This window comes from Caballeronia sp. EK, from assembly GCF_014384845.1.
In the GTDB taxonomy this organism is placed as follows: domain Bacteria; phylum Pseudomonadota; class Gammaproteobacteria; order Burkholderiales; family Burkholderiaceae; genus Caballeronia; species Caballeronia jiangsuensis.
The window spans coordinates 551119-577504 of record NZ_JACSUE010000006.1; the positions used below are offsets into that span (position 1 = coordinate 551119).

Consider the following 26386-nt stretch of genomic DNA (forward strand, 5'->3'; position numbering starts at 1 on the left):
TTCGATCTTTCAGGTTGAAGCAGATTTATCTGGACGCACCAAAGCTTCGACAAAGCGCGAGCTTTGACGCGAACATGGTTCCGTATGCGACAGTGAGGGCAACAGGAATCGCCAGAGTTTGCAGATGCGGCGCGAGAGCAAACGCCGCGACGACGAAGACGGCAACGCTGCTCAGATTGGCTGCGAGAATGGCCCGATCGCGTCGAATCGCGTAGAGCAGGTAATGCGGAATCATGCTCATCGAAAATAGAACGACTCCCGCCAAAATCCAGAAGAACATGCCGAGATGTTCGGCATAGATCGGCCGATGCAGCAGCTCCAGCACCGGCTTGATTCCGATCGACGCAATGAGCGAAAGCGCGATCACGGTGAAGACCGTCGCGCGCGTCAATTGCCTGACTGCCGCACCCAAGTCGGATCTGTCTTTGCTCTGCGCAGCCTTGACCACGCGCGGATACTGAAAAGAGAAAACGGCGGCATCGAGGAATGCCTGAATGGCGTTGGCCACGCTTGCATAGAAGATATAGACGCCGAGCGCTTCCTTACCCGCAACAAAGCCCTGCAGGTAGCGATCGAACACCGAAAGGCCGCGGATGGACAACGTCGCAATGAGCAGCGGGGTGCAGATTTTTACGCCGCGCCATATCCATCGCCAATCGATACGGCTTCGTGTGACATCCGACCGAAGCAATCCGCGAATGCTTGCAAGGCCAAAAGCGACGGCGCAAAGACTTCCGCACGCCCATGCAACGAGCACCGTTTCGATACACCTCAGGGCCGGCACTGCGATCATCACTGCGATGCACGCGAACACCCATATGCCGCCTCGCAAAAATCCGAGGACGGTTGCCGAGACAGGCCGCGACATCGCGACCAGCAAGCGACTGAGTTCCTGCGCGAGATGCTCCAGAATCACGAGCACGATGAACCAGACGACCAGCCGATCGGAGAATGCGTCCGACCACTCAAGCGCAACATAGAAGACCGGCAACATAGTCGCGTAACAGGCGACGTAAAACACAGCCTGATTGCGCAACATGGCAGGCCACAGGGTTCGGTCGACATTCAACATCTCCCGTGTGCTGTAGGTATAAAAGTCCAGCCCGAGAATGAAAAGCGCATAACCGATCGTGGCGGCCAGCACGCCATACTGGCCGACTTCGACGAGTGTCATGTATTTCGCCAGGGCGAGCAGCAACACGAACTTGCTCACCAGCGTAAGCCCGCGCAGCGAAACATTCGCGACTCTCGACAGGCGCGCGACGCTGAACACTTCGTCAAGCGTCATGAGCGGCTCCACTTCAGGCGATCGAACAGGCGCACGGCAGTCTGCAAGGAATCAGTTGTCACGACTCGCATACTGAGAAAACGCCCCATAAGCCATCCCGCGCGCCGGCGTATCGGTGAGCAGCACCCCATCCACCTGCACACCCGCGCTGACGAGCTGACGCGCGGTCTGACGCAGCTCCGCCGCGGTATGGAATCCATGACGCGCGACGAGCAGCGCCGCGCCCGCATGTCTGCCTATCAACCCGGAATCGGTCACCGCCAGCACCGGCGGCGAATCGATGATCACGAAGTCATAACGCGCGCGCAGTTCGTCGAGCACGCGTGCGAAGCGCTCGCGCATCAACAGCTCGGCGGGCAGATCGGGCGCGGCACCGCCGGTGATCAGATCGAGATGCGGCAGCGCGCCCTGACGAATCACGGCGTCCGGGTCGGCGCCGTTCAGCAGCTCGGCGAGTCCCGGCGTTCCGGGCTGCGCGAACATGCGATTAAGGTCGCCGCGGCGCATGTCACCATCGATCAGCAGCACGCGCTGACCACCTGCGGCGAGCACGGTCGCGAAGTTCGCGGACACGAACGACTTGCCGATGCCCGGACGCGGTCCCGTCACCATGATCACGTTGTTGCGCGGCTTGATCACGCCGAACTGCAGCGCGGTGCGCAGGCTGCGCAAGCCTTCGATGGCGACATCATTCGGCGCGACGTCGGCGAGCACGTGCGGTTTCGTCGGCATGCGACGGCGCGACAACCGCAGCGACGCCTGCCGTTCGGAGTGCGAGATGATCGCGTAGACCGGGAGGTCGAGCGCCTGCTCGATTTCCGCAGGCGTTTCGAGGCCGCGATTGAACATGCGCCGCGCGAGCGCGAGCGCGCAGCCGGCCAGGAGGCCGAGCGCGACGGAAAGCGCGAGGGTCAGCGCCTTCTTCGGCGCGACGGGCTTCTCCGGCGTCACCGCGTAGTCCACGGTGCGGACGTTGCCGAGTTGCCCCGCCTTCAATACGCGCAATTGCTGCGTGCTGTTGAGCAGGCTCGTGTAGAGATCGTTGCTGACCTTCACGTCGCGCAAGAGACGCACGGCGTCCTGCTGCACCGAGGGGAGCGCGTTGATCTGCTTGTCGGTCTCGTCGGACTGGTGCTGCAGTTCGCCAATGCGCGCATCGACCGCAGTCACGGAAGGATGCTTCGCGGTGTAACGCTGAACGAGATCCGCGCGCTGCTGCTGCAATTCGATGATCTTCGAGCGGTTCTCTACAACCGTCTGAAGCAGCAACTTGCTTTGCTCTTCCAGATCGACCGCGCCCTGCTTCGCGCGAAACGCGTTGTAGCGCGCTTCGGCGCGATCGAGGTCGGCGCGCAGTTGCGGCAGTTGATCGCCGAGGAACGCGAGCATCTGTTGCGCCTGCGCGGACTTGCGGTCGACGTTGCGTTGCACGTAGAGCGTCGCGATCGTATTGACGGTCGTCGTGACGCGTTGCGCGTCGGGGCCGTCGAGCGACATGCCGATGATGCCCGACTGCTTCGTCTTCTCGCTGATCGTGAGCGCCTTCTGCAAATCCTCGATGGTCTGCTGCGTCGATGCGCGCTTCAGTTCGAAGAGTGTGCCGGGGCGGGCGAGCAGCGACGTCACCAGCAGCTTGACGGGTCCGTCGCTGCCTTGCGCCGTGGCCCTTTCACCGACGCGGCCGCGCAAAACGATGGTGCCGTCGGAGTCTTGCAGTTCGTAGCGCTCGCCTTCACCTGCAATCAGCGTGAACGTCTTGTCGAACTGGCGCGGCGCGACGTCGAAGGTCGAGACGCCAATGCGCTCGCCGCCCCACGCGTAACTTGCGAGGCCGAGCGGCGCGCTCGCGAGACCATCGGCGGCGGTGTAACGAACGTAAGGCGCGCCGACGAGCGGCAGATAATGCGGACGCGCATCGATATCGAGATGCAGGCGCGCAACCGCATCGCCGATCACCATGCGCGAGCGCATCAGCTCGATTTCCGCATCGGCGCTCGCCTTGTTCTGAAACAGAGCCGCGAGGTCGCCGAGCTTGTCGTTGAGCGTGCCTGCGCTGCTGTCGTCGTCGACCTGAATGAGTGCGTCGGCGCGATAGGTCGGCGTCCAGAGAAACGCATACAGCGCTCCGGCCGCGAGCGTGCACGCCGCGACGACCGCGATCAGCCCGCGACGCTCGCGCAATACGGAGACGATCTCCGAGAGGCGAATTTCATCGTCGCCGGCCGCGGGTTCGGACGAGGAAGGCTTGAGGTTGATGTCGTTCATCGTTGTTCCGCCAACATGCGGGTCCATTGCGAGACGCCTTCCCGGATCTGGGCGAAGGCCAGGTCGAACACCGCGCGGTGCCGCCGGTAAGGATCGGTGACGTCCGAGCCGTGTTCGTCGCATAGACGAAACACCTTGCCGCGCGTCGAGGGAAACGCGGTCTCGACCCATTCGCGCTGCGGCCTGGTCATCGTGAGAATCAGGTCTGCGGTGCGAGCGAGCGGCGCAACGAGTTGCGTGGCGACGTGCGCATCGAGCGCGATGCCGTGCTCACGCGCCAGTTCAGCGACGGCCGCGTCGGCGGGCGCGCCCACCAGCGCGTGCGTGCCCGCCGATCCGACGTCGAGATGCGGCAACTCGCGCGCGAGCAACGCCGCCGCCAGCGGGCTGCGGCAGATGTTGCCTTCGCACACCATCAACACGGAGCCGATCACTTCGCGATCACTCCCGCCGTGAGCCCCGTGCTGATCAGCGGCATCAACAAACTGATCACGCGGTTGAAGCGCACGAGCCCGCTGCCGTCGACATAAACGACGTCCTTCGGCTGTAGCTCGAACTCGTTCGCCACGAGTATCGACACGGGCGAGCGGCTGTCGAGGTGATACACGCGCGGCGCGTCGCCGCCCGGCCGAATCACGAACATCTGCGCGGTGTCCGCCGTGTTCGAATTGATGCTGCCCACCTGCGAGAGCGCATCTGCGAGCGTGAGCCGGCCGTCGCGGCGCGGCGCGGCCGATCCCGGCTTGCTCACTTCGCCCATCACGTACACGCCGTTGTCGTCGCGTGATGTGACGCGCAGCAGGTCCCCTTCCTTCAGATACAGCTTCGACGGGTTGAGCCCCTGCGCGAGCAGTTGCGGTACATCGATCCGATACGAATCGCCGCCGCGCACCAGCACGACATCGCTCTGATCGGCGTTGTCGTTGAAGCCGCCGGCGCGCGAGATCGCGTCGTAGAAACTGAGCGGCACGTCTGTCAGCGAAATCGCGCCGGGATCGCGCACCTGGCCGTCGACATACACCTGACGCGCGCGATACGACGCCATCCGCACGGTGACTTGCGGCTTGACGAGATAAGTCGATAGCGCGGCGGCGAGCTTTTGCTGAATCTCATCGGTGCGCAATCCGGCGACCGCCAGCGTGCCTGCGTAAGGAAAGCGCAGATTGCCCTTCTGATCGACGACGAAACCGGCCGCCGGATCGCTCGTTTTCGCGGACCCCTGACTCTGGCCGGCGCCGAGCGCCGCCGCGAACTCCGGGTGATCCCAGACGACGATCTGCAGCACGTCACCCGCGCCGACCGTGTAGACGGCTGGCGCGCCGAACAGCCGCTTGGCCTGCCCGTCCTGGTTCGCCTTGCGTTGGTCGACGTAACGCCTGGCGAGCGCGAGATCGAGTTCCGTGACGGGGATCGCGGGCGTCGCGGCGGTGGCCTCGATATGCGGGCCGGCATCGCCGTCGCTCGCGGTCGCGTCGGCGCTGACCGGCATGCGAAAGCCAGGCGCGAACTGACACGCGCTCAACATTGCCACCAGCGCGATGGCCGCGGCGGTGCGTGGAAAGGAGTCCTTCATGAATAAGTCCTGCGAATCAATACGCATTGCGATGAACGAAGCCCCGCGTGATGGTCGCGAGCACGATGCGCATGTCGAGCGCGAACGACCAGTTGCTGAGGTAGTAGAGATCGTGTTCGACGCGCCGCTGCATCTTCTGGACGGAATCGGTCTCGCCGCGCAAGCCGTTGATCTGCGCCCAGCCGGTGATGCCCGGCTTAATGCGGTAGCGATGGATATAGCCGTCTACGACGTGCTGATAGAGCGCGTCGTGCTCTATCGCATGCGGACGGGGACCGACGACCGACATCTCGCCGCGCAGCACATTGAAGAATTGCGGCAGTTCGTCGAGGCTCGTGCGACGCAGAAACGCACCGACGCGCGTGACGCGCGGATCGTCGCGCGTGGCCTGCACGACGAGGCCGTCGTCGGTCTCGTGCGTGTGCATCGTGCGGAACTTGTAGATGTCGAAGGGCGTGCCGTTCGCGCCCTGGCGCCGCTGCGTGAACAGCACGGGACCGGGCGACGACAACTTGACGGCAAGCGCGATCGCAACGAACACGGGCGACATCCCGACGACCGTGCAAAAGGAGAAGATCCGGTCGAATATCGCCTTGCTGGCGAGCGCACGTGCCGTCAGCGGCACGGCGACGAGATTGATCGCAAAAGTAGAGTCGAGGCCGGCGGCTTCGCCCCGGAAGCGGGTGAGCTGGTCGATCTCCGGAACGAAGCGAATGTTCAGCAGGTCGTCGCGGAAGACATCGAGAAAGCGCAGCAGCGTTGCTTCGTCCGTGAGCGGCAGCGCGAGCCACACTTCGTCGACGCGCTGTGCGCGCACGCGGGCGGCGAACGTGTCGATGTCGTGAAAGAGCGCGACGCCGCTGACTGTCGCGTCGGCATCGGCGTCCATGTCGAAGAGGGCCTCGACGCGGCAGGCCGAATCGGGCATGGCGGCGATGCGTCGCACGAAGGCCGCACAACGCGCGCCGCGCCCGACCACCGCCACCGACACGCGACGCACACGGCGCGCACCGGCGATCCGGTCGACGACGCGGCACAGCATCACGCCGATGGCCGTCGGCAGGAAAAGGCCGGCGAGCCATGCGCGCGAAGGCTGGTATTCGCCATTCATCCACTTGATGATGCACACCGCGCCGACCTCGCAGAGCACCCAGCCGAGCGCCGGAAGGAGCACGGCGCGCGGCAGCGATACGCGGCGCATCGGGCTCTTCACGTAGAACCCGGACAACGCGCTCCACGCGAAGATGATCGCGAAGGCGGCGACCGCGCTGTCATAACCGGCGGTTACGCTATGTCCGAAGATCCGTTGGGCCGTGAGCGCGCTGGCCGCGACGACGATCGTCTCGAGCAGGCGAAGCAGCAGATCAGGCCTCGCGGATAAAGCGAGCAGATGGGAATAACTCGGCAAACGCATGACGGGATCGGTGACGGAAAACCGGCTCGTCTATGTCCGCATAAAGCGGCACAAGGGGCGAACCGATGTCCTCAATCAACTCCAGAAGCACGCGATGCTTTTCAGAGCAGTGAGGGCGCCAGAGTCTCCGACATGCTCCTGCGAGCAGATATAAGCAGATTCTTAATTGCCGCTTATCGTCAGCGGCATGCAGACGTGCGTCCACGAAATTGGAGAAATGTTTGCCACGAAGAAAAAAATGTGGCTGGGAGGCGAGGGAAGGGGGTGTTGCGAGCGTGCGTGCGGATCGCGGCGTCATTCCGCGATCCGCACAGGTCAAGCGCTGTCGTTCAGATGAACATCAACCAGTTCAGCAGAAAGATATTGACGATCATGAGCGTGAGCGCGGTCGGCACCTGCACCTTGATCACCGCGTTCTTGTCCGGAAGCTCCAGCAACGCCGCCGGCACGATGTTGAAGTTCGCGGCCATCGGCGTCATCAGCGTGCCGCAGTAGCCGGAGAACATGCCGATCGCGGCCATCGTCGCGGGATTGCCGTGGAACACGCCGACGAGAATCGGCACGCCGACGCCTCCCGTCATCACCGGGAATGCGGCGAAGCCGTTGCCCATGACCATCGTGAAGAGCGCCATGCCGACCACATACACCGCCACCGCGACGATCCGGTAATCCATGTTGACGTACGCGGTCGTCACATGCGCGACCGCCTTGCCCACGCCCGCATCCGAGAACACAAGCCCGAGCATGCCGAGCATCTGCGGCAGCACGGCGGCCCACGACAGCGCATCGATGAGGCGGCGCGTCTCGCGCATCGACTGGCCGACGGTATCGCGCGTCATCACGCACGCAATCGCAAGCGCGATCACGCAACCGACGCCGAAGCCGATCAGCGTCACGTTCTTCAGCTCGATCAGCGGCACGCCGCCGAACACGAGGTACTTCGCGCCGAGCGTGAGGATCACGGTGACGACCGGAATCGTCAGCGCGGGCACGAAGAGCTTGTTGCCGAGCCGCACGGCGCTCTGGCGGCGCGTTTGCTCGGAGAGCATCTTGGGCTTCGCGCCCGTGACGCCGCCGAGACCCGCGATCAGCGCCATCGCCACGACGAGCACGCCCACGACCGGAACCGGAATCCAGTCGCCGACGAGAAAGATCAGCGCGTAAATGAGCCAGAACACGCCCGCGCTGAATCGCTTCGGATGTGCCTTGTCAGTGAGAATCATCCCGCCGACGACCAGCAGGATGATGCCGACCAGATAGAAGAGATAGTTGATCGTGAGCGTCATGCTTTCTCTCCCACGCCATTGCGCGTAAGCGCTTCGAGCTCGCGCGCGAGCCTGCGATCGAGCAGCCAGAGCCTGAAGCCGTGGATCAGGAACGCGCAGATCGCAGTCGGGATGCCCCAGACGGCGACATGCATCGGCTCCACGACGATCCCCGCTTCCTTCAAAAACGTGACCATCAGCACGATCGCGCCGAACGCGACGAAGATGTCCTCGCCGAAGAACAGGCCGACGTTGTCCGTGGCGGCCGAATAGGCGCGCAACTTGTGGCGCGTCGCGTCGGAGAGCTTGCCGTAGCGCGCTTCGGTGGCGCCTTCGGCCATCGGCGCGAGCAGCGGGCGCACCATCTGCGGATGACCGCCGAGTCCCGTCAGGCCGACCGCCGCGGTGATTTCACGGACGAACAGATAGACGATCAGCAGACGGCCCGCCGTCGCCGCCTTGATGCTCGAAATCCACATCTGCGCACGCTCGCGCAGGCCGTGCCGTTCGAGCAGGCCGATCACCGCGAGCGGCAACAGAATGATGAGCGGAATGTTGCGCGTCTTCAGAAAGCCGCTGCCGATCGCGGTCAGAATACGTTCGACGGGAAAGTGCGCCGCGAAGCCGGTGATGATCGCGGCGGCCGCGACGATCAGCATCGGATTGAAGCGCAGCACGAAGCCCGCGATGATGACGGCCACACCGATGAGCGGCCATAAGTTGACTGCATTTGTCATTGAGATCTCCACACCGACAGGTAGTAAACGCGCCTCGAATCGGGCGCTCGCTTGCTAAAACGCCCCGCTTCGGCGGGGCGTTCAATCTGCTACTGAAAGCGTTCTATGCGGCGGCGTGCGCGGCGCGTACTTCGATGCCCGCATCGGCCAGCGCGTCGCGAATGCGTCGGGCGAATTCGAGCGCGTGCGCGCCGTCGCCGTGCAGGCAGATCGTCTGCGCGTTGAGCGGCACCCATTCGCCGGACACGGCCCGCACGCGCTGCTCGCGCACCATCGCGAGCGTCCGGTCGAGCACGAGGTTTTCGTCGTCGAGCAGCGCGCCCGGCTCCTTGCGCGGCACGAGCGAGCCGTCCGCGCGATAACCGCGATCCGCGAACACTTCCTCTATCGCGATCAGTCCCGCGCGCCGCGCCGCTTCGACGAGCCCGCTGTTCGCGAGCCCGAACACGAGCAGCGACGGATCGAAGTCGTGCACGGCGGAGACGATCGCATCGGCGATTGCGGTGCTTTTCGCCGCCTGGTTATAGAGCGCGCCGTGCGGCTTCACGTGCGCGATGCGCCCGCCTTCCGCCTGCGCGATCGCCGAAAGCGCGCCGAGTTGATACAGCACGCCCGCGTAGATTTCCTCGGGCGGCAGATCCATTTCCTTGCGGCCGAAGTTTTCGGGATCGTTGAAGCTCGGATGCGCGCCGATGGCGACGCCCTTCTCGACGGCCCAGCGCACGCAATCGCGCATCGCAGTGGCGCCGCCCGCATGCCATCCGCACGCGATGTTCGCGGAACTCACGAGATCGAGCAGCGCTTCGTCGGAGCCGCAGCCTTCGCCGAGATCGGCATTGAGATCGATTTCCATGATGTTTTGTGCAGTCGTTCCGTTGAATGTTGAAGTGATGCGCCGCGTCTGTCGCGCGGCTTTCGATTCAGGAGCCCGCGCGCGCGATGCGCTCCTCGTGCATCGCGATGGCCGTTTCCACCTGGCTCACGTATTGCCGCTCGTCGGCGAGCGCGTGGCGCGCCTCTTCCACCGACGTCTCGATGAAGCGCACGCCGCCGTTCAGCTTCACTTGCGCGAGCTTCCACAAATCCGCCCTGATCACCGCGCCGATCTTCGGATAGCCGCCCGTGGTCTGCGCGTCGCCCATCAGGATGATCGGCTGGCCGTTCGGCGGCACCTGGATCGTGCCGGGCAAGACCGCGTGCGACAGCAGTTCGATCTTTTCGCGACGTTCGAGCGCCGTGCCGGAAAGGCGAAAGCCCATGCGGTTGCTGTTCGGCGTGATCGTCCATTCCTCGTTCCAGACGCTCTCCTGCGCCGCGTCGCTGAAGCTGTCGTATTCCGGGCCGCGCAGCACGCGAATCGGCACTGCCCACGCGAGTCCCGGCGAATGTCGGCCGCGCCGCACGGGTTCATCGACGAGCACGAACTTGCACCATGCAGGCGCCTTCACGCCGAACGCAGGCTCTTCCGGCGAAAACGCGATGCCCTTGTGCGGCTGCGGTACGCCGACCGGCAGGCGGTCGCCGTCACGCAGCGCGCGTCCGCCGAGGCCGCCGAAGCACGCGGCCAGATCGGTCGAGCGCGAGCCAAGCATCGGCAGGACATCGATGCCGCCCGCGATCGCCACATAGCAGCGCATGCCGCGCTTCGCCGCGCGCAGCGTCAGTTCCTGACCCGCGCGCACGGGCAGGCTCCACCACGAATAGACGGGCTTGTCGTCGAGCGTCGCGCCGAAATCGGTTCCGGTGATGGCAACGCGCGTCGCGTGCTTGAAGCGCAGCACCGTCGGACCGAAGGTGACCTCGATGCCCGCCGCATCCGCTCGGTTCCCGACGATGCGATTGCCGATTTCCAGCGACAGCGCATCGAGCGCGCCACCGGAACTCACGCCGAGATGCCGGTAGCCGCGTCGTCCGAGGTCCTGGACGGACGTGAGCACGCCCGCGCGAATCACGTCGATCATGTGCGCACCTCCAGCGCCGTGAAGCGCACGCGGTCGCCGGGCTGCATCAGCGTCGGCGGATTTCTGGCCGGATCGAAAAGCTTCAGTTCCGTGCGTCCGAGCAACTGCCAGCCGCCCGGCGACGCCGCCGGATAAATGCCCGTTTGCGCCCCGCCGATCCCCACTGATCCCGCCGGCACTTCGAGACGCGGCTCGGCGCGGCGCGGCATCGCGAGCGCGGGATCGAGCCCGCCGAGATAGGCGAAGCCCGGCTGAAAGCCGAGAAAGAACACGACGTATTCGGCTTGCGTATGACGCTTCACCACTTCGTCGACGGAGAGACTCGTGTGCTTCGCGAGCGCGACGAGGTCGGGGCCGTCGGCGCCACCGTAGCGCACCGGAATCTCGATTTCGGCGCTCTCCATGTCGGTCGGCTCGGCGGCGTCCCAGCCGCTTTCCAGCTCGGCGGCGAGCGTTTCATAGTCCGCCACGAGAGGATCGAACACGATCGTCAGATTGTTCATGCCCGGCACCACTTCGACGACGTGCGGCATGAGGCGCACGCGTTCCGCCAGCGCCCAGATGCGGCGCTGGCAGTCGAGCGTGGCGGGCGGCGCGGCTTCGCATACGAGCGCGGCGTCGCCCAGCGAGTGAATACGTGGTCTTGTCATGCCTCAAATTTGCCTTTGCAGGGACGCGAAATTCGTCTGTTCGATGCTCTTCGCGCCGTCGCAGAATGGTACATTGTCAATAAATTATCAAGAAATTATCAATTCACGTTTTTGCCGAGGCGCGCTTCGATCGCGAAAATGACGTTGCGCTACACTCCAACGCACTGCAAATCGGTCACCGCCATGCCGCGTCATCCCACCAAAATCGTCTCGTCCGAGCATCTCGTCTCCGAAGCCAGCGCAGAACTGTCGGAATTCGAGTACGGCCTCATCATGGCGGGCAACGCGTTCAATCGCTGGATGGTGCGTTGCATGTCCGCGGCGGGCGCGAAGGACATGACGGCGGTGGAAGTGTCGCTGCTGCATCACGTGAGCCATCGCGACCGCAAGAAGAAGCTCGCCGACATCTGCTTCGTGCTGAACATCGAGGACACCCACGTTGCCACGTATGCACTGAAGAAACTCGTCGCGCGCGGCTACGTGCAAAGCGAGAAATCCGGCAAGGAAGTGTTCTTCTCCGCGACGCCGGCGGGACGCGAATTGTGCGGCAAGTATCGCGAAGTGCGTGAGGCGTGCCTTATCGAGACGCTGCGCGAAAGCGGTCTCACCAACGAGCAGATCGGCGAGGCCGCGCAATTGATGCGCAATGCATCCGGCCTCTACGATACCGCCGCACGCGCGGCGGCATCGCTTTAGTAGATCGCGGATTCGGTGACGATCGCGTCGAGCGGCATGTCGTGCGCCTCGCGCGGCAACGTGCGGCACCTGCCCGATTCGTACGCGATGCCGACCGTCACAGGCCGCTCGCCATTCGGCCACGCGGCGAGCGTGCGATCGTAATAGCCGCCGCCATACCCCAGCCGATATCGATCCGCATCGAAACCGACACACGGAATCAGCAGCAGTTCCGGCACCACGACCTGTTCTTCAGCGGGCACCGGAATCCGGTAGCGGCCTTCCTTCATCGGCGCGTGCGCGCTCCACGCGTGAAACACCATCGGCGCATGTGGTTTCACGACCACCGGCAGCGCGGCGCCGCGCGATCGATCAGCGGCGAGCCAGCGCGTGAGCGCGTCGCGCGCATCGAACTCGCCCGCGACCGGCCAGTAGAAGCCGACACATCGCGCGTCGTGCCGCGCGAGCACCTCTTCGATGCGCCGCGCGAGCGCTTCGTTCTTCGCGGCGTGGCCGGCTTGCTCGCTTTGCGCCTCGCGGGTCGCGAGAAGCGTTGCGCGCAATGCGCTTTTCGGTTCGCTCTTGGGTTGATCGCAAACGTTGCGTGCTATGCTTTCCTCCGATCTCAGGACCACCTCGCGCTCCAGAAATAAGATGTCAAAACGCCTCAACCGAGTATATCTCGTGGTCGGCGCAGCCCTTGCAGCAGCGACGCTCGTCGCCTGCGGAACTGCTTCCGCCGTCCGTCCCGATGCCGATCTCTCGCCCACATCCGACGACCGCATCTTCCTGCAATTGCGCGATGCCGCTCGCACGAACGATGCCGGCAAGGCTGCCGCGCTCGCAGCGCAGATTCCGGACTATCCGGCGCCGAGCTATATCGAATACTTCACGATCAAGCCGCAGCTTTTCGATTCGCAAGGCCACGCGCGCATCGACGCGCCCGACGCGCCGGTGCTGTCGTTCCTGCAGCGTTACGACGGCCAGGCGATCGCCGACCGCATGCGCAACGACTATCTCGTCGTGCTCGGCAGCCGTCACGACTGGAAGAACTTCGAGCAGCAATATTCCCGTTTCGTTCTCAATGACGACACGCAGGTCAAGTGCTACGCGCTCGAAGCGCGCATGTCGCGCGGCGAAAACGTCGCGGATGCGGCGCGCGCGCTGCTCGTCGAGCCGAAATGGTACGGCGACGGCTGCATCGACCTGATCGGTGCGCTCGCGGAGTCCGGCCAGTTCACGAGCGACGACATCTGGCAGCAGATCCGTCTCGCCTACGAGCAGAACTACACGACGACCGGCTCGAACATCGTCGAGGCGCTCGGCCAGGAAAAGCCGAAGGATTCGCTCCTCGACGACGCCGTGAACAAGCCGCCGCTCTATATCGCGCGCGGCGTGATGCCCAACACCCCGGCGCATCAGTTGACGCTGCTCGCGATCACGCGCATGGCCCGCAACGATCCTGCGATGGCCGCCGCCACCTTCACCTCCGTCGCGCCGAGTCTGACGCCGGCCGAGCGCGCGGTCGGCTGGGGCACCATCGGCTATCAGGCGGCGCTCAAGCGCATGCCGTCGGCGGCGGACTGGTATCGGCTGTCGGCGAACGCGCAATTGTCGAACCCGGCGTACGAATGGCGCACGCGCAGTGCGTTGCTCGTCGGCGACTGGAACATGGTGCGCTGGTCCATCGAGCAGATGCCGCCGAGCTTGCGCGCCCAGCCCGCGTGGGTCTACTGGCACGCACGCGCGGTGAAGCAGGCCGGCGACACGGCCACGGCGAACCAGGAATTCCAGAGCATCGCGGATCAGTACAACTTCTACGGCCAGCTCGCGCTCGAAGAGCTCGGCCAGAAGATCAACGTGCCGCCGCGGACCACGGTGTCGGATGCCGAGATCGCGCAGATGCAATCGGTGCCGGGTTTCGCGCTGTCGCAGCGTTTCTACGCGCTGAATATGCGTCTCGAAGGCAATCGCGAATGGAACTGGCCGCTGCGCACCATGACCGACCGGCAACTGATCGCGGCCGCGCAGTACGCGAAACGCATCGAGCTGTTCGACCGGACCGTCAACACGGCGGACAAGACGAAGGCCGAGCATGATTTCACGCTGCGCTATCTGTCGCCGTTCCGCGATATCGTCGAGCGCGATGCACAGAACACCGGTCTCGACATCGAATGGGCGTATGGCCTCATCCGTCAGGAGTCGCGCTTCATCATCAACGCGCGCTCGGAGGTCGGCGCGGGCGGGCTCATGCAGTTGATGCCCGGCACGGCGCAACTCGTCGCGAAGAAGATCGGTCTCGGCCCGGTATCGCGCGCGCAGATGAACGACATCAACACCAATATCCTGCTCGGCACGAATTACCTGTCGATGATCTACAATCAATTCGATAACTCGGCCGTACTCGCCACCGCAGGCTACAACGCCGGACCGGGCCGCCCGAGCCAGTGGCGTCAGGGCTTGCGTGCACCGGTGGAAGGCGCGGTATTTGCTGAAACGATCCCGTTTACCGAGACTCGCGATTACGTGAAGAACGTGCTGTCGAACACCGTCTACTATGCAGCGCTGTTCGAAGGCCGTCCGCAGTCGTTGAAGGCGCGTCTGGGCTATATCGCACCCTGACCGTCCGGACACGAAAACTCACGCCCGCGCGTCGCATGGCAGGACGCGCGGGCGTTTTTATTTTCGGCCCCGCCGTTCTGAACTGAAGCCGCATTCGTCAGGCCGCGACCCAAGAGGCGAACTATGCGACACCAACATGTAGCGCTGATCGGCGGTTCGGGTTTCATCGGCAGTCATCTCGTCAATGCGCTCGTCGATCTCGGCAAGACCGTGCGGATCGCGACCCGACGGCGCATCAACGCCGCGCATCTCACGCTTTTGCCCATCGATGTCATCGAAACCGACGTGCACGATCCCGTGCAACTCGCCGCGTTCATCGAACAGAGCGATGCGGTGATCAATCTCGTCGGCATTCTTCAGGGGCATCGCGACGACCCGTATGGGCCCGAGTTCGCGAAGGCGCATGTCGAGCTGCCGCGCAAGATCGCCGCCGCGTGCGAGGCGAAGGGCGTGCGGCGTCTCCTGCACATGAGCGCGATCGGCGCGGACAGCGAAGGTCCGAGCATGTACCTGCGCTCGAAGGGCGATGGCGAGAAGATCGTCCGCGAGTCGGGACTCGACTGGACCATTTTCCGCAGTTCCGTCGTGTTCGGTCCCGAGGACAATCTGCTCAATCAGTTCGCGTTCCTCGAGCGCATATTCCCGGTGATTCCGCTCGCATGCGCCGATGCGCAGTTCCAGCCTGTGTTCGTCGGCGATGTGGCGAAGGCGATGGTCAACGTGCTCGATCTCGACGCCGCCAACGGCCACGTCTACGAACTCGCGGGTCCGGGCGTCTACACGCTGGCGGAACTCGTGCGCTTCTCCGGCGCGACCATCGGCAAGCATTCGCGCATCATCAAGCTGCCGGAGAGCCTCGGCCGCCTGCAGGCGATGACCATGGAGATGGCGCCCGGCCAACCCATCATCTCGCGCGACAATCTCGATTCGATGAAAACGCCGAACGTCGCGAGCGGGCCGCTTGCGCCGGAACTGGGCATCGACGAGCCGGCGAGCATCGAGACCATCGCGCCGCTTTATCTTTCCGGCAACTCGACGCGTTCGCGCTTCAACGCATTTCGCGCCACGGCGCATCGTTAATTCTTTTTTTGTGATCGCATGAAACTCGTTATCGGTGACAAGTTCAACTCTTCCTGGTCGATGCGGCCGTGGGTGCTGCTCAAACATTTCGGCATCCCGTTCGATGAGACGCTGATCCGTCTCGGCCAGCCCGACACGAAATCGAAGATTCTCGACGTTTCGCCGTCCGGCAAGGTGCCGTGCCTCATCACCGATGCGGGCGATTCGGTGTGGGAATCGCTTGCGATCGTCGAGACGATTGCCGAGGAGCACCCCGAGCACGCGATGTGGCCGCGCGACGCCGCCGCTCGCGCGCGCGCCCGCAGCATCAGCGCGGAGATGCACGCGGGTTTCGCGGACCTGCGCCAGAACATGCCGATGGAAATCACGACGCACGCGCCGGGCACGGGCGCGACGCCGGGCGCGCTCGCGAATATCGCGCGCATCGAGGCAATCTGGGCGGAATGCCTGGCCGCGTCGGGCGGGCCGTTCTTGTTCGGCGAGTTCGGCATCGCGGACGCGATGTTCGCGCCGGTCGTCATGCGCTTCAACACTTACGCGCCTGAACTGAGCGCGACGTCGCTCGACTATGCGAAGTGCGTCACGGCGCTGCCGGCGGTCGCCGCGTGGATCAAGGGCGCGCGCGAGGAAGCGCGATGAATATCTACGCAGTAGGCGGCGCGATCCGCGACGCGTTGCTGGGCGTGCCCGTGGTGGATCGCGATTACGTCGTGGTGGGTGCGACGCCCGAGCAGATGGTGGCGCAGGGGTATCGGCCGGTCGGGAAGGACTTTCCGGTTTTTCTGCATCCCGAGACCCACGAGGAATACGCGCTCGCGCGCACGGAGCGCAAGACGGCGGCGGGCTACCACGGCTTCCAGTTCTACTTTTCGCCCGATGTGACGCTCGAGGAAGATCTGGCGCGGCGCGATCTCACGATCAACGCGATGGCGCGCGAGGTCACGCCGGCGGGCGAGCTGACCGGGCCGGTCATCGATCCGTTCGACGGCGCGGCCGATCTCAGGGACAAGCTGTTCCGGCATGTTGGCGATGCGTTCATCGAAGATCCGGTGCGCATTCTGCGGCTTGCGCGCTTCGCGGCGCGTTTCGCGGATTTCGATGTCGCGCCGGAAACCGCCGAACTGATGAAGAAGATGGTCGCGGCGGGCGAAGTCGATGCGCTCGTGCCCGAGCGCGTATGGCAGGAAGTGTCGCGCGGACTGATGGAGACGAAGCCATCGCGCATGTTCGAGGTGCTGCGCGAATGCGGCGCGCTCGCGCGGATTCTTCCGGAAGTCGATGCCTTGTGGGGCGTGCCACAGCGCGCGGACTATCACCCGGAAGTGGATACGGGCGTGCATGTGATGATGGTGCTCGACTACGCTGCGTCGCAGAGATTCGCATTGCCGGTGCGCTTTGCGGCGCTCACGCATGATCTTGGCAAGGCGACGACGCCTGAAGACATCCTGCCGCGTCACATCGGCCATGAAGGGCGCAGCGTCGATCTGTTGCGGCCGCTTTGCGAGCGGTTGCGCGTGCCGAACGAATGCCGCGATCTGGCGATGCTCGTCGCGCGTGAGCACGGCAATATTCATCGCGTCATGGAGATGGGCGCGGCGGCGCTCGTCAGGTTGTTCGAGCGCTCGGATGCGTTGCGCAAGCCGGCGCGGTTTGCTGAAGCGCTGCAAGCGTGTCTTGCGGATGCGCGTGGGCGGCTCGGGTTGGAGCAGCAGGCTTATCCGCAGGCGGAGCGGCTGAGGGAGGCGCTGGTCGCGGCGCGGGCGGTGGATGCGGGGGCGGTCGCGCAGGAGTTTGCGGATCAGCCTTCCAGGATCAAGGATGCCGTGCATGATGCGCGGGTCGCGGCGGTGAAGGGGGCGTTGGGGGGGTAGGGTTTAGTTTTTTTCGCCGGATCCCGGTTTCGTGTTGGTTTATTAGCGTTGCCCCTGTGCGGGGCGGCAGTCACTTTCTTTGCTGCTGCAAAGAAAGTAACCAAAGAAACAGCTATCCCCAGCCTAAGCACTTCACACCGGCCGCGGCACAGGCGATTGGCCTAATGGCCCGGCAGTAGCGAGTGCCCCCACAAGCAGACAAGGGCTTGGATCGCGCACGGTCTGACACATCGCGCCGCTTGCCTCGCTGGTTCAGCACCAAATAGCTCCGGCCCGCTTCGCGGCCGACCGGTCAATCGGGTTTGCATGTGCTTCTTCTTCGACGGTTTCCCTCGCATACCCAGCGGCAGCGCGTAGCGCTGTGCCGAAACTCTTTCGTGCTGAACCAGCGCCCCAAAACAACTAGCTCGTCAGACCGTGCGCGAGCCAAGCCCGATTGGGCCTTTGGGGGCGACACTTAGGCGAGGGCCACCGCGGGCTGGCAAGCATGGCCAACGTGCGTGTGACCGCGGGCGGTGAGAAGCTGCTTTCTTTGGTTACTTTCTTTGCAGCAGCAAAGAAAGTGACCCCCGCCCCGGGGAGGGGCAGTGCTAATAGACCACCGCGAAACCGGGATCCAGCGAAACCCAAAACCCTCAAATCGCCCGCGCAATCAACGACAACAAAACCGACAACAACAACGTCGACATAAACGGAAACGAATACTCCCGCCCAAAGATCCGCAACGTGAAATCCCCCGGCAACCGCCCGATGCCGATCTTCTTCAGCCACGGCAGCGAGCCGGAAAGAATCGCAAGCGCGATAAACGTCGTGAGCAGCCAGCGGATCATGATCGCGCACTCATAGCGTGTGAGAACGATCGCCCGTCGCGAACGCGTCGAGCGTACCGGGAATGCCGCGAGAAAACGCGATCACCTTGAACAACTCGCCCATCTCCGCTTCCGACAGCAGCTTCTGCACCGCATTCGCCGCGGGTAGAAACCGCTTCACGTCGGCGGGATCGAGGTCCGCAAGCACATCGGTGATACCCGCGTTCATCAGGAAACGCGCCTGCGACGTGAAGCCGAGCAGATCGGCACCCGTCTCGACGCCGGCCTCCGCGATGCCCGTAAACTCCACGTGCGCCGTGATGTCCTGCAAACCGGGATACAGAAACGGGTCCGCGTGCGCCCGATGACGGTAGTGGCACATCAGCGTGCCCGTCGCGCGCTGCGCGTGGTAGAACTCGCGCCGCGGAAATCCATAGTCGATGAAAAACGCCGCACCGCGCGTGAGCATCGTGCAAACGGTCTTCGTGAACGCGAGCGCGGCTTCGTGCGTCTCGGTGACGTACTCGGCGAACGGCTCGTCGTTGGCTTCGTCGATGGCGGCATCGATCAGTTCGACTTGCGCATCCGGCGCGATCGGCCGGTCGTCGAAGGCCAGGCGATCGTTCAGCACGACAACGCCGCGCTCGTGCCACGCGCCGAGCTTGCGCACCACGAGGCGCACGGGCATCGCATCGAGCACTTCATTGCCGATCACGACGCCTTCGAACGCGTCGGGCAGCGCGTCGAGCCACGTCACCTTCGCAGCGAGCGCGGGTGCCTGCTTTTCGATGGTCTCGCGCTGCCGCGCCCGCAACTCGCCGGACAGATCGACGATCGCGTAACTGTCGAACGGCACGTCGAGATCGGCGAGCGCGGTCAGCAAACCCGCCGCGAGCTTGCCGGTGCCCGCGCCGAATTCCATCAGTTGCCGCGTGCCGCTCTGCTGCAACGCCTGCGCGACCGGCCGCGCGAGCGTCGTCGCAAAAAGCGGCGACAGTTCCGGCGCGGTGACGAAATCGCTGCCGTCTTCCGCGCGGCGGCCGAATTTCATCGCGCCGCCGCTGTAATAGCCCAGACCGGGCGCGTACAGCGCGAGGTCCATATAGCGGTCGAACGGCAGCCAGCCGCCCGCCGCGGCGATGCGACCGCGCAGCAGGTCGGTCAGCGCTTCGGATTGCGCGAGCGCGTCGGCGCCCGGAGCAGGTAAACTATCGGTTTGTCTGGCATTCGGATTCATCCCAGTATTGTAAATGAGCGCTTCCACGCCGTTTTCTTCCGCCAACTCACCGTCTTCCGGTTCCGTTCCGCGTTCCCGCGCCGTGCTCGTGACCGGCGCGGCAAAGCGCATCGGGCGCGGCGTCGCGCTGGAATTCGCGCGGCAGGGCTGGGACGTGGCGGTGCACTATGGCGGTTCGGAGCACGAAGCGCGGGAAACCGTCGCGGATATCGAGGCGCTCGGGCGGCGCGCGGTCGCGCTGAAGGCGGATCTGGGTGTCGAGGCCGAAGTCGCGCGGCTCGTGCCCGCGTGCGTCGAGGCGTTCGGCGGGCTGAACTGCGTCGTGAACTGCGCGTCGCGTTTCGACGAAGACACGGCCATCGACTTCGGCTACGCAAAACTGCTGGAGATGACCGCCGTCAATGTCGCCGCGCCGTTGACGCTCGCGCGCATGCTGCACGAGATCACGCCCGATGCCGCGGCCGGTGACGACGCGCAACGCGGCGTTGTCATCAACGTGCTGGACCAGAAGCTGTACAACATGAATCCTGATTACCTGTCGTACACGCTGACGAAGGCTGCGCTCGAAAACGCCACCGTCGCGCTCGCGCAGGCGCTCGGGCCGAAGCTGCGCGTCGTCGGCCTCGCGCCGGGCCTCACGCTCATTTCCACCGGGCAGACGCCCGCGTCGTTCGAGGCGGCGCATCGCGTGACGCCGCTGAATCGCGCATCGACGGTTGAAGATGTGGCGCAGGCCGCGTGCTATCTCGCGAACGCGCACGGCGTGACCGGCACGACGCTCGTCGTCGATGGCGGCCAGCATCTCGTGCCGAGTCCGCGCGACGTGATGTACATGTTCGGCTCACGCACGCCTTGAAACGCGCTTATTGAATATTGGAACTCACATGCTTGCCGCACTTTCGCATCCCCGGCTGACCGATTGCCGGCGGCTTTTTCTGCGCAACTACGAAGTGCGCATCAACATCGGTGTGCATGACTTCGAGAAGCGCGGCGAGCAACGCGTCGTGATCAACGTCGAACTGTACGTGCCGCTCGCGTTGTCGACGCCCGTCGCGGACAGATTGTCCGAAGTCGTCGACTACGACTTCATGCGCTCGACCATCGCCGCGCGCGTGAAGCAGGGCCACATCCACTTGCAGGAGACGCTCTGCGACGACGTCGCCGCCGCCTTGCTCGCGCATCCGGACGTGCGCGCGGTGGCCGTATCGACGGAAAAGCCCGACGTCTATCCCGACTGCGACGCGGTGGGCGTCGAAGTCTTCCGCATCAAAGAGGAACGAGCATGAACGCGCGTGACACGATCGAAGTCGCCGAGGCCCAGAAGCCCGCGCGCGAGGCGCTGACGAAGCGCCAGCAGAAGGAAGCGTACGAGAACAACAAGCTCTACAAGCGCATCGTGCGGCAGGTCGGCGAGGCAATCGGCGACTTCAACATGATCGAGGAAGGCGACAAGGTGATGGTGTGCCTGTCGGGCGGCAAGGACAGCTACGCGATGCTCGAAATCCTGATGCGTCTGCGCGAGCGCGCGCCCATCAACTTCGAGATCGTCGCCGTCAATCTCGATCAGAAGCAGCCGGGCTTTCCGGAGCACGTTTTGCCGGAATACCTGAGCAAGCTCGATATTCCGTTCCACATCGAGAATCAGGACACGTACAGCATCGTCAAGCGTCTCGTGCCGGAAGGCAAGACCACATGTTCGCTCTGCTCGCGCCTGCGCCGCGGCATTCTGTATCGCGTGGCGGGCGAGCTCGGCGCGACCAAGATCGCGCTCGTCCATCATCGCGACGACATCCTGCAGACGCTCCTGCTCAACATGTTCTACGGCGGCAAGCTCAAAGGCATGCCGCCCAAGCTGCAATCCGACGACGGCAAGAACGTCGTGATCCGTCCGCTCGCCTACGTGAAAGAAGTGGATCTGGAGAAGTACGCAGAACTGCGCGAATTTCCGATCATCCCGTGCAATCTGTGCGGCAGCCAGCCGAACCTGAAGCGCGCGGAAATGAAGGCGCTCGTGCGCGAATGGGACAAGCGTTTCCCGGGGCGTGTGGACAATATGTTCAACGCGCTGTCGAATGTGGTGCCGTCGCATCTGATGGACAGCAAACTTTTCCCGTTCGCGGGACTGCGCGCGACGGGCGAGGCGGATCCTCAAGGCGATATCGCGTTCGACGAGGAACCGTGTGCAAGCGAACCGTCGGCAGCGCCCGGCGCGGTTTCAATTGTCCAATTCGACGATCTGTAACCTTTTTTCCAATATGGCGCAGCGTGGGTTACGCCGCACTGCGTCAGAGGGCTGCTTGATATATTGGCGGCTCGTCATACCGAGTAAGGCTTCCTGCAATGAACATCGTGATTCTGGCTGCCGGCATGGGCAAGCGCATGCGCTCCGCCCTGCCGAAAGTGCTCCATTCATTGGCGGGCAAGCCTTTGCTCGCGCACGTCATCGACACGGCCCGGACGCTGTCGCCGACGCGTCTCGTCGTCGTCGTCGGGCACGGCGCCGATAAGGTCCGCGAAGCCGTCGGCGCGCCGGACGTCCAGTTCGCGCTGCAGGACAGGCAACTCGGCACGGGACATGCCGTGCAGCAGGCGCTGCCGCTGCTCGATCCGTCGGTGCCGACGCTCGTGCTGTACGGCGACGTGCCGCTCACGCGCGCAAGCACGCTCAAGCGCCTGATCGATGCCGCGGGCGCAGAGCGCTACGGCGTCCTGACGGTGAGCGTGACCGATCCGGCCGGCTACGGGCGCATCGTGCGCGACGCGGCCGGGAAGGTGAAAAAGATCGTCGAGCAGAAGGATGCGAGCGAGGAAGAACGGCGCATCGCGGAAATCAACACGGGCATCGTGATCACGCCGACGCGCACGCTCGAAACGTGGCTCGCGTCGCTGAAGAACAACAACGCGCAGGGCGAGTTCTATCTGACGGACGTGGTCGAGCGCGCGATCGACGCGGGCGTCGAAGTCGTCACCGCGCAACCGGACGCCGAATGGGAAACGCTCGGCGTGAACAGCAAGATTCAGCTCGCGGAACTGGAGCGCATCCATCAGCGCAACGTGGCGAATGCGCTGCTCGACGCGGGCGTGACGCTGATGGACCCGGCGCGTATCGACGTGCGCGGCACGCTCGAATGCGGCGCGGATGTGTCGATCGACGTGAACTGCGTGTTCGAAGGGCGCGTGACGCTCGCGGACAACGTGACGATCGGTCCGAACTGCGTGCTCCGCGATGCCGTGATCGGCGCGGGCACGCGTGTGGATGCGTACACGCATATCGAAGGCGGCACGACCGGCGCGAACGTCGTGCTCGGGCCGTATGCGCGGCTGCGTCCGGGCGCGAAGCTCGCTGACGAGGCGCACGTCGGCAACTTCGTCGAGGTGAAGAACGCGGTGCTCGGGCACGGCTCTAAGGCGAACCATCTCAGCTACATCGGCGATTCGGATATCGGTGCGCGCGTGAACATCGGCGCGGGCACCATCACGTGCAATTACGACGGTGCGAACAAGCATCGCACGGTAATCGACGACGACGTGTTCGTCGGCTCAGATACGCAACTGGTCGCGCCGGTGCGCGTGGGCCGCGGCGTGACGATCGCGGCGGGCACGACGGTGTGGAAGGATGTCGGTGAAGGCGAGCTGGTCTTGAACGAGAAGACGCAGGTGAGCAAGGCGGGCTACAAGCGCCCGGTGAAGAAGAAGTCGTAAGGCTGTCGAGAAGACTCAGCCCAACGCGCGCGGCGCCTTAAGCACCGCGCTTTCGAATGCAAGTTTCAAAGGATGAACGTCCATGTGCGGAATTGTCGGCGCGGTAGCGCAACGTAACATCGTCTCGGTGCTGGTTGAAGGTCTACGCCGCCTCGAGTATCGCGGCTACGACTCGTGCGGCGTGGCCGTTCTGAGCAACGGCGAGCCGCGCCGCGCGCGCAGCGTCGCGCGCGTGTCCGATCTCGACGCTCAAGTGCGCGATACGAATCTCGGCGGCATGACCGGCATCGCCCACACGCGCTGGGCGACGCACGGCGCACCGGTCACGGACAACGCGCACCCGATCTTCTCGCGCGATACCGTCGCGCTCGTGCACAACGGCATCATCGAGAACTACGAGTCGCTGCGCGAGATGCTCAGGGGCAAGGGCTACGAGTTCGTATCGCAGACGGATACGGAAGTCATCGCGCATCTGATTCACAGCATGTATCGCGGCGACCTGTTCCAGACCGTGCGCGAGGCAGTGAAGCAACTGCACGGCGCGTATGCGATCGCCGTGATGCACCGGAATCAGCCGCACACGGTCGTGGGCGCGCGGCAGGGTTCGCCGCTCGTCGTCGGTGTGGGCGAGGGCGAGAACTTCCTCGCGTCGGATGCGCTGGCGCTCGCCGGCAGCACGGATCGCTTCGCGTTCCTGGAAGAAGGCGATGTCGTGGAGATCGGGCTCGACGGCGTGAAGATCGTCGATCGTGAAGGCGTGCCCGCCGAGCGCGAAGTGCGCGTGGTGACGGCGTATGGCGGCGCGGTGGAACTCGGGCCGTATCGCCACTTTATGCAGAAGGAAATCTTCGAGCAGCCGCGCGCGATCACCGACACGATCCCGCAAGCCGATGAGTTCAGCCCGAGCATGTTCGGCGAAGGCGCGCGCGATGCGTTCGCGGGCGTCGACAGCCTGCTGATCCTCGCATGCGGCACGAGCTATTACTCGGGTCTGACGGCGAAGTACTGGCTCGAATCGATCGCCAAGATTCCGACGCAGGTCGAGATCGCGAGCGAGTATCGCTATCGGGAGTCGGTGCCGAATCCGAAGGCGCTGGTCGTCACGATCTCGCAATCGGGCGAAACCGCCGACACGCTCGCCGCGCTCAAGCACGCGCAGTCGCTCGGCCACAAGCACACGCTCGCCGTGTGCAACGTCGCGACGAGCGCGATGGTGCGCCAGACCGAGTTCGCGTTCCTGACGCACGCGGGTACGGAAATCGGCGTGGCATCGACGAAGGCATTCACGACGCAGCTCGTCGGATTGTTCGTGCTCGCGGTGACGCTCGCGAAGATGCGCGGCCATGTGAACGCGAAGCAGGAAGCGGCGTATTTCACGCAACTGCGGCACTTGCCGGCGGCGCTGAACAGCGTGCTCGCGCTGGAACCGCAGATCATCGCATGGTCGGAGGAGTTCGCGCGCAAGGAGAATGCGCTGTTCCTCGGTCGCGGGCTGCACTATCCGATCGCGCTCGAAGGTGCACTGAAGCTGAAGGAAATCTCGTACATCCACGCGGAAGCGTATCCGGCGGGTGAACTGAAGCACGGACCGCTCGCGCTCGTCACCGAAGCGATGCCGGTGGTGACGGTCGCACCGAACGACACGCTGCTCGAAAAGCTGAAGTCGAACATGCAGGAAGTGCGTGCGCGTGGCGGCGAGCTTTACGTGTTCGCGGATGCGGATACGCGCATCGTCAGCGAGGACGGTATCCATGTGATCCGCATGCCGGAGCACTATGGGGCGCTGTCGCCGATTCTGCATGTGGTGCCGCTGCAGTTGCTGGCGTATCACACCGCTTGTGCGCGTGGGACGGATGTCGATAAGCCGCGGAACTTGGCTAAGTCGGTTACGGTGGAGTGAAGGGCTGCGGCTAGTCTGATGTCTGCCTGAGAAAAGCGCCTCTTCGGAGGCGCTTTTTATTTGATTCGACGGCGCACGAAAACATCGACACGAAAGCGCGCCTGTGGACAACCTTGTTGGCACCTCACCGCGTTAACTGTTGGCGATTTCTGAACAACTCGTCGCCTACCGCTGCGGCGCGAAAGTTGTCCAAAGTTCAGTCCGAAACCGGATGCGCAATACCGGACTTATTGATCCGGTAAACATCTGATGTAAAACGCGCATCGGAAGTTATCCACCGATTCGCGAAGCCCTTGTTAACTACTACCACGTATACATACGAACCCTTTTGTTTACTTAAGCAACGTGCCTGCATTGCTCAAAACCGCAGCGCTCAAGCCGCCGCCGAATGCACCTGCCTCAACCGCTCCCGGCTGTTGCTCAAATGCATGCGCATGGCGGCACGCGCATCGTCGGGATCCTGACGCAGGATCGCCTGATAGATCGCCTTGTGCTCGCTGAGCACGTTGCGCAAGCGCTCGATCTGATCCAGCTCCGCAATCTCCGCTTTACCGAGTCTCGTACGAGGACTGACGCCGCGCCCCATCTGGCTCAACACGTCGTAGAAATAGCGATTGCCGCTCGCACGCGCGATCTGCAAGTGAAACTCGACGTCGTGCTCCAGCACATCCGTGCTCCCGCTCGCCAGTTGCTCCTCGAAACGTTTGAGCGCCGAGGCAATCAGCTTGAGATGCGCATCCGTTCGACGTCCGGCGGCGAGCGCGGCGGCCGCACCTTCCAGGTCGATGCGAAATTCGATGATCGCCATGATGTCGAGAAGGCTGGACAGATCCGCGTCCGGGAGACGCACCGCTTCGCGATCCTCGGGCGCCCGGATGAACGTGCCGACGCCATGACGCGTTTCGACCACATTCGCCGCCTGCAGGCGCGATACCGCTTCGCGCACGACCGAGCGGCTCACCGATAACTGTTTCATCAGCGCGACTTCGGTCGGGATCTTGTCGCCGGGACGGAGGACACCGCGTTCGATATCCTCGAACAAACTTGCGACGACTTTTTCGGTGAGACTGGCCATGGGTATTCGCTGCTGTCTGAGTGTGATTCTGTGAAGGTCGATGCTGCTTCGTTGTCGGACGTCTTCGCTTCGCCTAGGATAAAAGCTCGGGCTGGCAAGGCGCGACGGCGCTTACGGATGTCCGACAACACATCTTCCCGCCAGCGGACGTTCCCGTCAATTCGGCCATCTGCAAACGATGATTCATCCTAGAAATAAGACATCGTATAAGTAGAAGGATGGGGGCCATCGACAAAGTGCCTGAAATACAAGGAAATAAGGG

24 protein-coding genes are annotated in these 26386 nt (G+C 63.9%); 10 read left to right on the forward strand and 14 right to left on the reverse strand.

The window, feature by feature from the left end:
- Window positions 1-25: 25 nt before the first annotated feature.
- The 10 genes from IAG25_RS21045 to pxpB all read right to left on the reverse strand — a co-directional run bounded on the left by IAG25_RS21045 (window position 26) and on the right by pxpB (window position 11153).
- A complete protein-coding gene (locus tag IAG25_RS21045) occupies window positions 26-1300 on the reverse strand; it encodes a lipopolysaccharide biosynthesis protein (protein WP_187606557.1) in 1275 nt (424 codons plus the stop codon).
- A 39-nt stretch (window positions 1301-1339) separates the two neighbouring features.
- Window positions 1340-3553 carry a polysaccharide biosynthesis tyrosine autokinase gene (locus tag IAG25_RS21050; protein ID WP_187606558.1) on the reverse strand — a complete coding sequence of 738 codons (2214 nt, stop codon included), beginning with the start codon at window positions 3551-3553 and terminating at the stop codon, window positions 1340-1342.
- Window positions 3550-3987 carry a low molecular weight protein-tyrosine-phosphatase gene (locus tag IAG25_RS21055; RefSeq protein WP_187606559.1) on the reverse strand — a complete coding sequence of 146 codons (438 nt, stop codon included), beginning with the start codon at window positions 3985-3987 and terminating at the stop codon, window positions 3550-3552. The genes IAG25_RS21050 and IAG25_RS21055 overlap by 4 nt, the downstream gene beginning before the upstream one ends.
- Window positions 3984-5126: a polysaccharide biosynthesis/export family protein gene (locus IAG25_RS21060; RefSeq protein ID WP_187606560.1), complete on the reverse strand. Its 1143-nt coding sequence runs from the start codon at window positions 5124-5126 to the stop codon at window positions 3984-3986. The genes IAG25_RS21055 and IAG25_RS21060 overlap by 4 nt, the downstream gene beginning before the upstream one ends.
- A 16-nt stretch (window positions 5127-5142) precedes the next feature.
- Window positions 5143-6540, reverse strand: a complete 1398-nt coding sequence (locus tag IAG25_RS21065; RefSeq protein WP_187606561.1) for an undecaprenyl-phosphate glucose phosphotransferase — start codon at window positions 6538-6540, stop codon at window positions 5143-5145.
- Window positions 6541-6869: 329 nt separating this feature from the next.
- Window positions 6870-7826 carry a DUF979 domain-containing protein gene (locus IAG25_RS21070; RefSeq protein WP_187606562.1) on the reverse strand — a complete coding sequence of 319 codons (957 nt, stop codon included), beginning with the start codon at window positions 7824-7826 and terminating at the stop codon, window positions 6870-6872.
- Window positions 7823-8542: a DUF969 domain-containing protein gene (locus IAG25_RS21075; protein WP_187606563.1), complete on the reverse strand. Its 720-nt coding sequence runs from the start codon at window positions 8540-8542 to the stop codon at window positions 7823-7825. Before IAG25_RS21075 ends, IAG25_RS21070 begins: the two co-directional genes overlap by 4 nt.
- A gap of 103 nt (window positions 8543-8645) precedes the next feature.
- Window positions 8646-9395, reverse strand: coding sequence for a 5-oxoprolinase subunit PxpA (pxpA, locus tag IAG25_RS21080; RefSeq protein WP_035499235.1), 750 nt, complete (start codon window positions 9393-9395; stop codon window positions 8646-8648).
- A gap of 67 nt (window positions 9396-9462) precedes the next feature.
- On the reverse strand, window positions 9463-10503 hold the full coding sequence (locus tag IAG25_RS21085; protein ID WP_035499233.1) for a biotin-dependent carboxyltransferase family protein: 1041 nt from the start codon (window positions 10501-10503) through the stop codon (window positions 9463-9465).
- Window positions 10500-11153: a 5-oxoprolinase subunit PxpB gene (pxpB, locus tag IAG25_RS21090; protein ID WP_187606564.1), complete on the reverse strand. Its 654-nt coding sequence runs from the start codon at window positions 11151-11153 to the stop codon at window positions 10500-10502. The genes IAG25_RS21085 and pxpB overlap by 4 nt, the downstream gene beginning before the upstream one ends.
- 183 nt (window positions 11154-11336) lie before the next feature.
- Between pxpB and IAG25_RS21095 the strand changes: the two genes are divergently transcribed.
- Window positions 11337-11849 carry a winged helix DNA-binding protein gene (locus IAG25_RS21095; RefSeq protein WP_008352632.1) on the forward strand — a complete coding sequence of 171 codons (513 nt, stop codon included), beginning with the start codon at window positions 11337-11339 and terminating at the stop codon, window positions 11847-11849.
- Here the strand turns inward: IAG25_RS21095 and IAG25_RS21100 are convergent.
- Entirely contained in the window at window positions 11846-12475 is a 630-nt protein-coding gene (locus tag IAG25_RS21100) for a 5-formyltetrahydrofolate cyclo-ligase (protein WP_375336533.1), read from the reverse strand. The genes IAG25_RS21095 and IAG25_RS21100 overlap by 4 nt on opposite strands.
- A 7-nt stretch (window positions 12476-12482) precedes the next feature.
- On the opposite strand from IAG25_RS21100, the gene IAG25_RS21105 reads away from it, so the two are divergent.
- The 4 genes from IAG25_RS21105 (at window position 12483) to IAG25_RS21120 (ending at window position 17401) form a co-directional block, all read left to right on the forward strand.
- Entirely contained in the window at window positions 12483-14450 is a 1968-nt protein-coding gene (locus tag IAG25_RS21105; RefSeq protein WP_187606565.1) for a lytic transglycosylase domain-containing protein, read from the forward strand.
- Between the two features lie 123 nt (window positions 14451-14573).
- Window positions 14574-15530 carry a complex I NDUFA9 subunit family protein gene (locus IAG25_RS21110; protein ID WP_187606566.1) on the forward strand — a complete coding sequence of 319 codons (957 nt, stop codon included), beginning with the start codon at window positions 14574-14576 and terminating at the stop codon, window positions 15528-15530.
- A gap of 18 nt (window positions 15531-15548) precedes the next feature.
- Complete coding sequence (locus tag IAG25_RS21115; RefSeq protein WP_187606567.1) at window positions 15549-16169, forward strand: glutathione S-transferase family protein; 621 nt, start codon at window positions 15549-15551, stop codon at window positions 16167-16169.
- Window positions 16166-17401: a multifunctional CCA addition/repair protein gene (locus tag IAG25_RS21120; RefSeq protein WP_187606568.1), complete on the forward strand. Its 1236-nt coding sequence runs from the start codon at window positions 16166-16168 to the stop codon at window positions 17399-17401. The genes IAG25_RS21115 and IAG25_RS21120 overlap by 4 nt, the downstream gene beginning before the upstream one ends.
- A gap of 635 nt (window positions 17402-18036) precedes the next feature.
- Here the strand turns inward: IAG25_RS21120 and IAG25_RS21125 are convergent.
- Together IAG25_RS21125 and IAG25_RS21130 are read right to left on the reverse strand one after the other, a co-directional pair.
- Window positions 18037-18231, reverse strand: a complete 195-nt coding sequence (locus IAG25_RS21125) for a DUF2905 domain-containing protein (protein WP_035511085.1) — start codon at window positions 18229-18231, stop codon at window positions 18037-18039.
- 10 nt (window positions 18232-18241) lie between these two features.
- Window positions 18242-19447, reverse strand: coding sequence for a class I SAM-dependent methyltransferase (locus IAG25_RS21130; RefSeq protein ID WP_187606569.1), 1206 nt, complete (start codon window positions 19445-19447; stop codon window positions 18242-18244).
- 13 nt (window positions 19448-19460) lie between these two features.
- Here IAG25_RS21130 and IAG25_RS21135 point away from each other — a divergent pair, with 13 nt between their 5' ends.
- The 5 genes from IAG25_RS21135 to glmS all read left to right on the forward strand — a co-directional run bounded on the left by IAG25_RS21135 (window position 19461) and on the right by glmS (window position 25049).
- Window positions 19461-20303, forward strand: a complete 843-nt coding sequence (locus IAG25_RS21135; RefSeq protein ID WP_187606570.1) for an SDR family oxidoreductase — start codon at window positions 19461-19463, stop codon at window positions 20301-20303.
- 28 nt (window positions 20304-20331) lie between these two features.
- Window positions 20332-20733, forward strand: coding sequence for a dihydroneopterin aldolase (locus IAG25_RS21140; RefSeq protein ID WP_187606571.1), 402 nt, complete (start codon window positions 20332-20334; stop codon window positions 20731-20733).
- Window positions 20730-21689 carry a tRNA 2-thiocytidine(32) synthetase TtcA gene (ttcA, locus tag IAG25_RS21145; RefSeq protein WP_187606572.1) on the forward strand — a complete coding sequence of 320 codons (960 nt, stop codon included), beginning with the start codon at window positions 20730-20732 and terminating at the stop codon, window positions 21687-21689. The genes IAG25_RS21140 and ttcA overlap by 4 nt, the downstream gene beginning before the upstream one ends.
- Window positions 21690-21787: 98 nt before the next feature.
- Window positions 21788-23149, forward strand: a complete 1362-nt coding sequence (glmU, locus tag IAG25_RS21150; protein ID WP_187606573.1) for a bifunctional UDP-N-acetylglucosamine diphosphorylase/glucosamine-1-phosphate N-acetyltransferase GlmU — start codon at window positions 21788-21790, stop codon at window positions 23147-23149.
- 82 nt (window positions 23150-23231) lie between these two features.
- The gene (glmS, locus tag IAG25_RS21155; protein WP_187606574.1) at window positions 23232-25049 is read left to right on the forward strand and encodes a glutamine--fructose-6-phosphate transaminase (isomerizing); all 1818 of its coding nucleotides are present in this window, start codon (window positions 23232-23234) and stop codon (window positions 25047-25049) included.
- A 373-nt stretch (window positions 25050-25422) separates the two neighbouring features.
- Here the strand turns inward: glmS and IAG25_RS21160 are convergent, their stop codons facing one another.
- Window positions 25423-26124, reverse strand: a complete 702-nt coding sequence (locus IAG25_RS21160) for a FadR/GntR family transcriptional regulator (protein WP_187606575.1) — start codon at window positions 26122-26124, stop codon at window positions 25423-25425.
- Window positions 26125-26386 lie beyond the last annotated feature (262 nt).

Coding starts and splice junctions, on each gene's coding strand:
- IAG25_RS21125 (WP_035511085.1), bottom strand. CDS start 18,231: ATGATCCGCTGGCTGCTCACGACGTTTATCGCGCTTGCGATTCTTTCC.
- IAG25_RS21070 (WP_187606562.1), bottom strand. CDS start 7,826: ATGACGCTCACGATCAACTATCTCTTCTATCTGGTCGGCATCATCCTG.
- IAG25_RS21135 (WP_187606570.1), top strand. CDS start 19,461: ATGAGCGCTTCCACGCCGTTTTCTTCCGCCAACTCACCGTCTTCCGGT.
- IAG25_RS21110 (WP_187606566.1), top strand. CDS start 14,574: ATGCGACACCAACATGTAGCGCTGATCGGCGGTTCGGGTTTCATCGGC.
- IAG25_RS21140 (WP_187606571.1), top strand. CDS start 20,332: ATGCTTGCCGCACTTTCGCATCCCCGGCTGACCGATTGCCGGCGGCTT.
- IAG25_RS21095 (WP_008352632.1), top strand. CDS start 11,337: ATGCCGCGTCATCCCACCAAAATCGTCTCGTCCGAGCATCTCGTCTCC.
- IAG25_RS21075 (WP_187606563.1), bottom strand. CDS start 8,542: ATGACAAATGCAGTCAACTTATGGCCGCTCATCGGTGTGGCCGTCATC.
- IAG25_RS21130 (WP_187606569.1), bottom strand. CDS start 19,447: ATGAATCCGAATGCCAGACAAACCGATAGTTTACCTGCTCCGGGCGCC.
- IAG25_RS21115 (WP_187606567.1), top strand. CDS start 15,549: ATGAAACTCGTTATCGGTGACAAGTTCAACTCTTCCTGGTCGATGCGG.
- IAG25_RS21120 (WP_187606568.1), top strand. CDS start 16,166: ATGAATATCTACGCAGTAGGCGGCGCGATCCGCGACGCGTTGCTGGGC.
- IAG25_RS21085 (WP_035499233.1), bottom strand. CDS start 10,503: ATGATCGACGTGATTCGCGCGGGCGTGCTCACGTCCGTCCAGGACCTC.
- pxpA (WP_035499235.1), bottom strand. CDS start 9,395: ATGGAAATCGATCTCAATGCCGATCTCGGCGAAGGCTGCGGCTCCGAC.
- glmU (WP_187606573.1), top strand. CDS start 21,788: ATGAACATCGTGATTCTGGCTGCCGGCATGGGCAAGCGCATGCGCTCC.
- IAG25_RS21105 (WP_187606565.1), top strand. CDS start 12,483: ATGTCAAAACGCCTCAACCGAGTATATCTCGTGGTCGGCGCAGCCCTT.
- IAG25_RS21050 (WP_187606558.1), bottom strand. CDS start 3,553: ATGAACGACATCAACCTCAAGCCTTCCTCGTCCGAACCCGCGGCCGGC.
- IAG25_RS21160 (WP_187606575.1), bottom strand. CDS start 26,124: ATGGCCAGTCTCACCGAAAAAGTCGTCGCAAGTTTGTTCGAGGATATC.
- ttcA (WP_187606572.1), top strand. CDS start 20,730: ATGAACGCGCGTGACACGATCGAAGTCGCCGAGGCCCAGAAGCCCGCG.
- pxpB (WP_187606564.1), bottom strand. CDS start 11,153: ATGACAAGACCACGTATTCACTCGCTGGGCGACGCCGCGCTCGTATGC.
- IAG25_RS21065 (WP_187606561.1), bottom strand. CDS start 6,540: ATGCGTTTGCCGAGTTATTCCCATCTGCTCGCTTTATCCGCGAGGCCT.
- IAG25_RS21060 (WP_187606560.1), bottom strand. CDS start 5,126: ATGAAGGACTCCTTTCCACGCACCGCCGCGGCCATCGCGCTGGTGGCA.
- glmS (WP_187606574.1), top strand. CDS start 23,232: ATGTGCGGAATTGTCGGCGCGGTAGCGCAACGTAACATCGTCTCGGTG.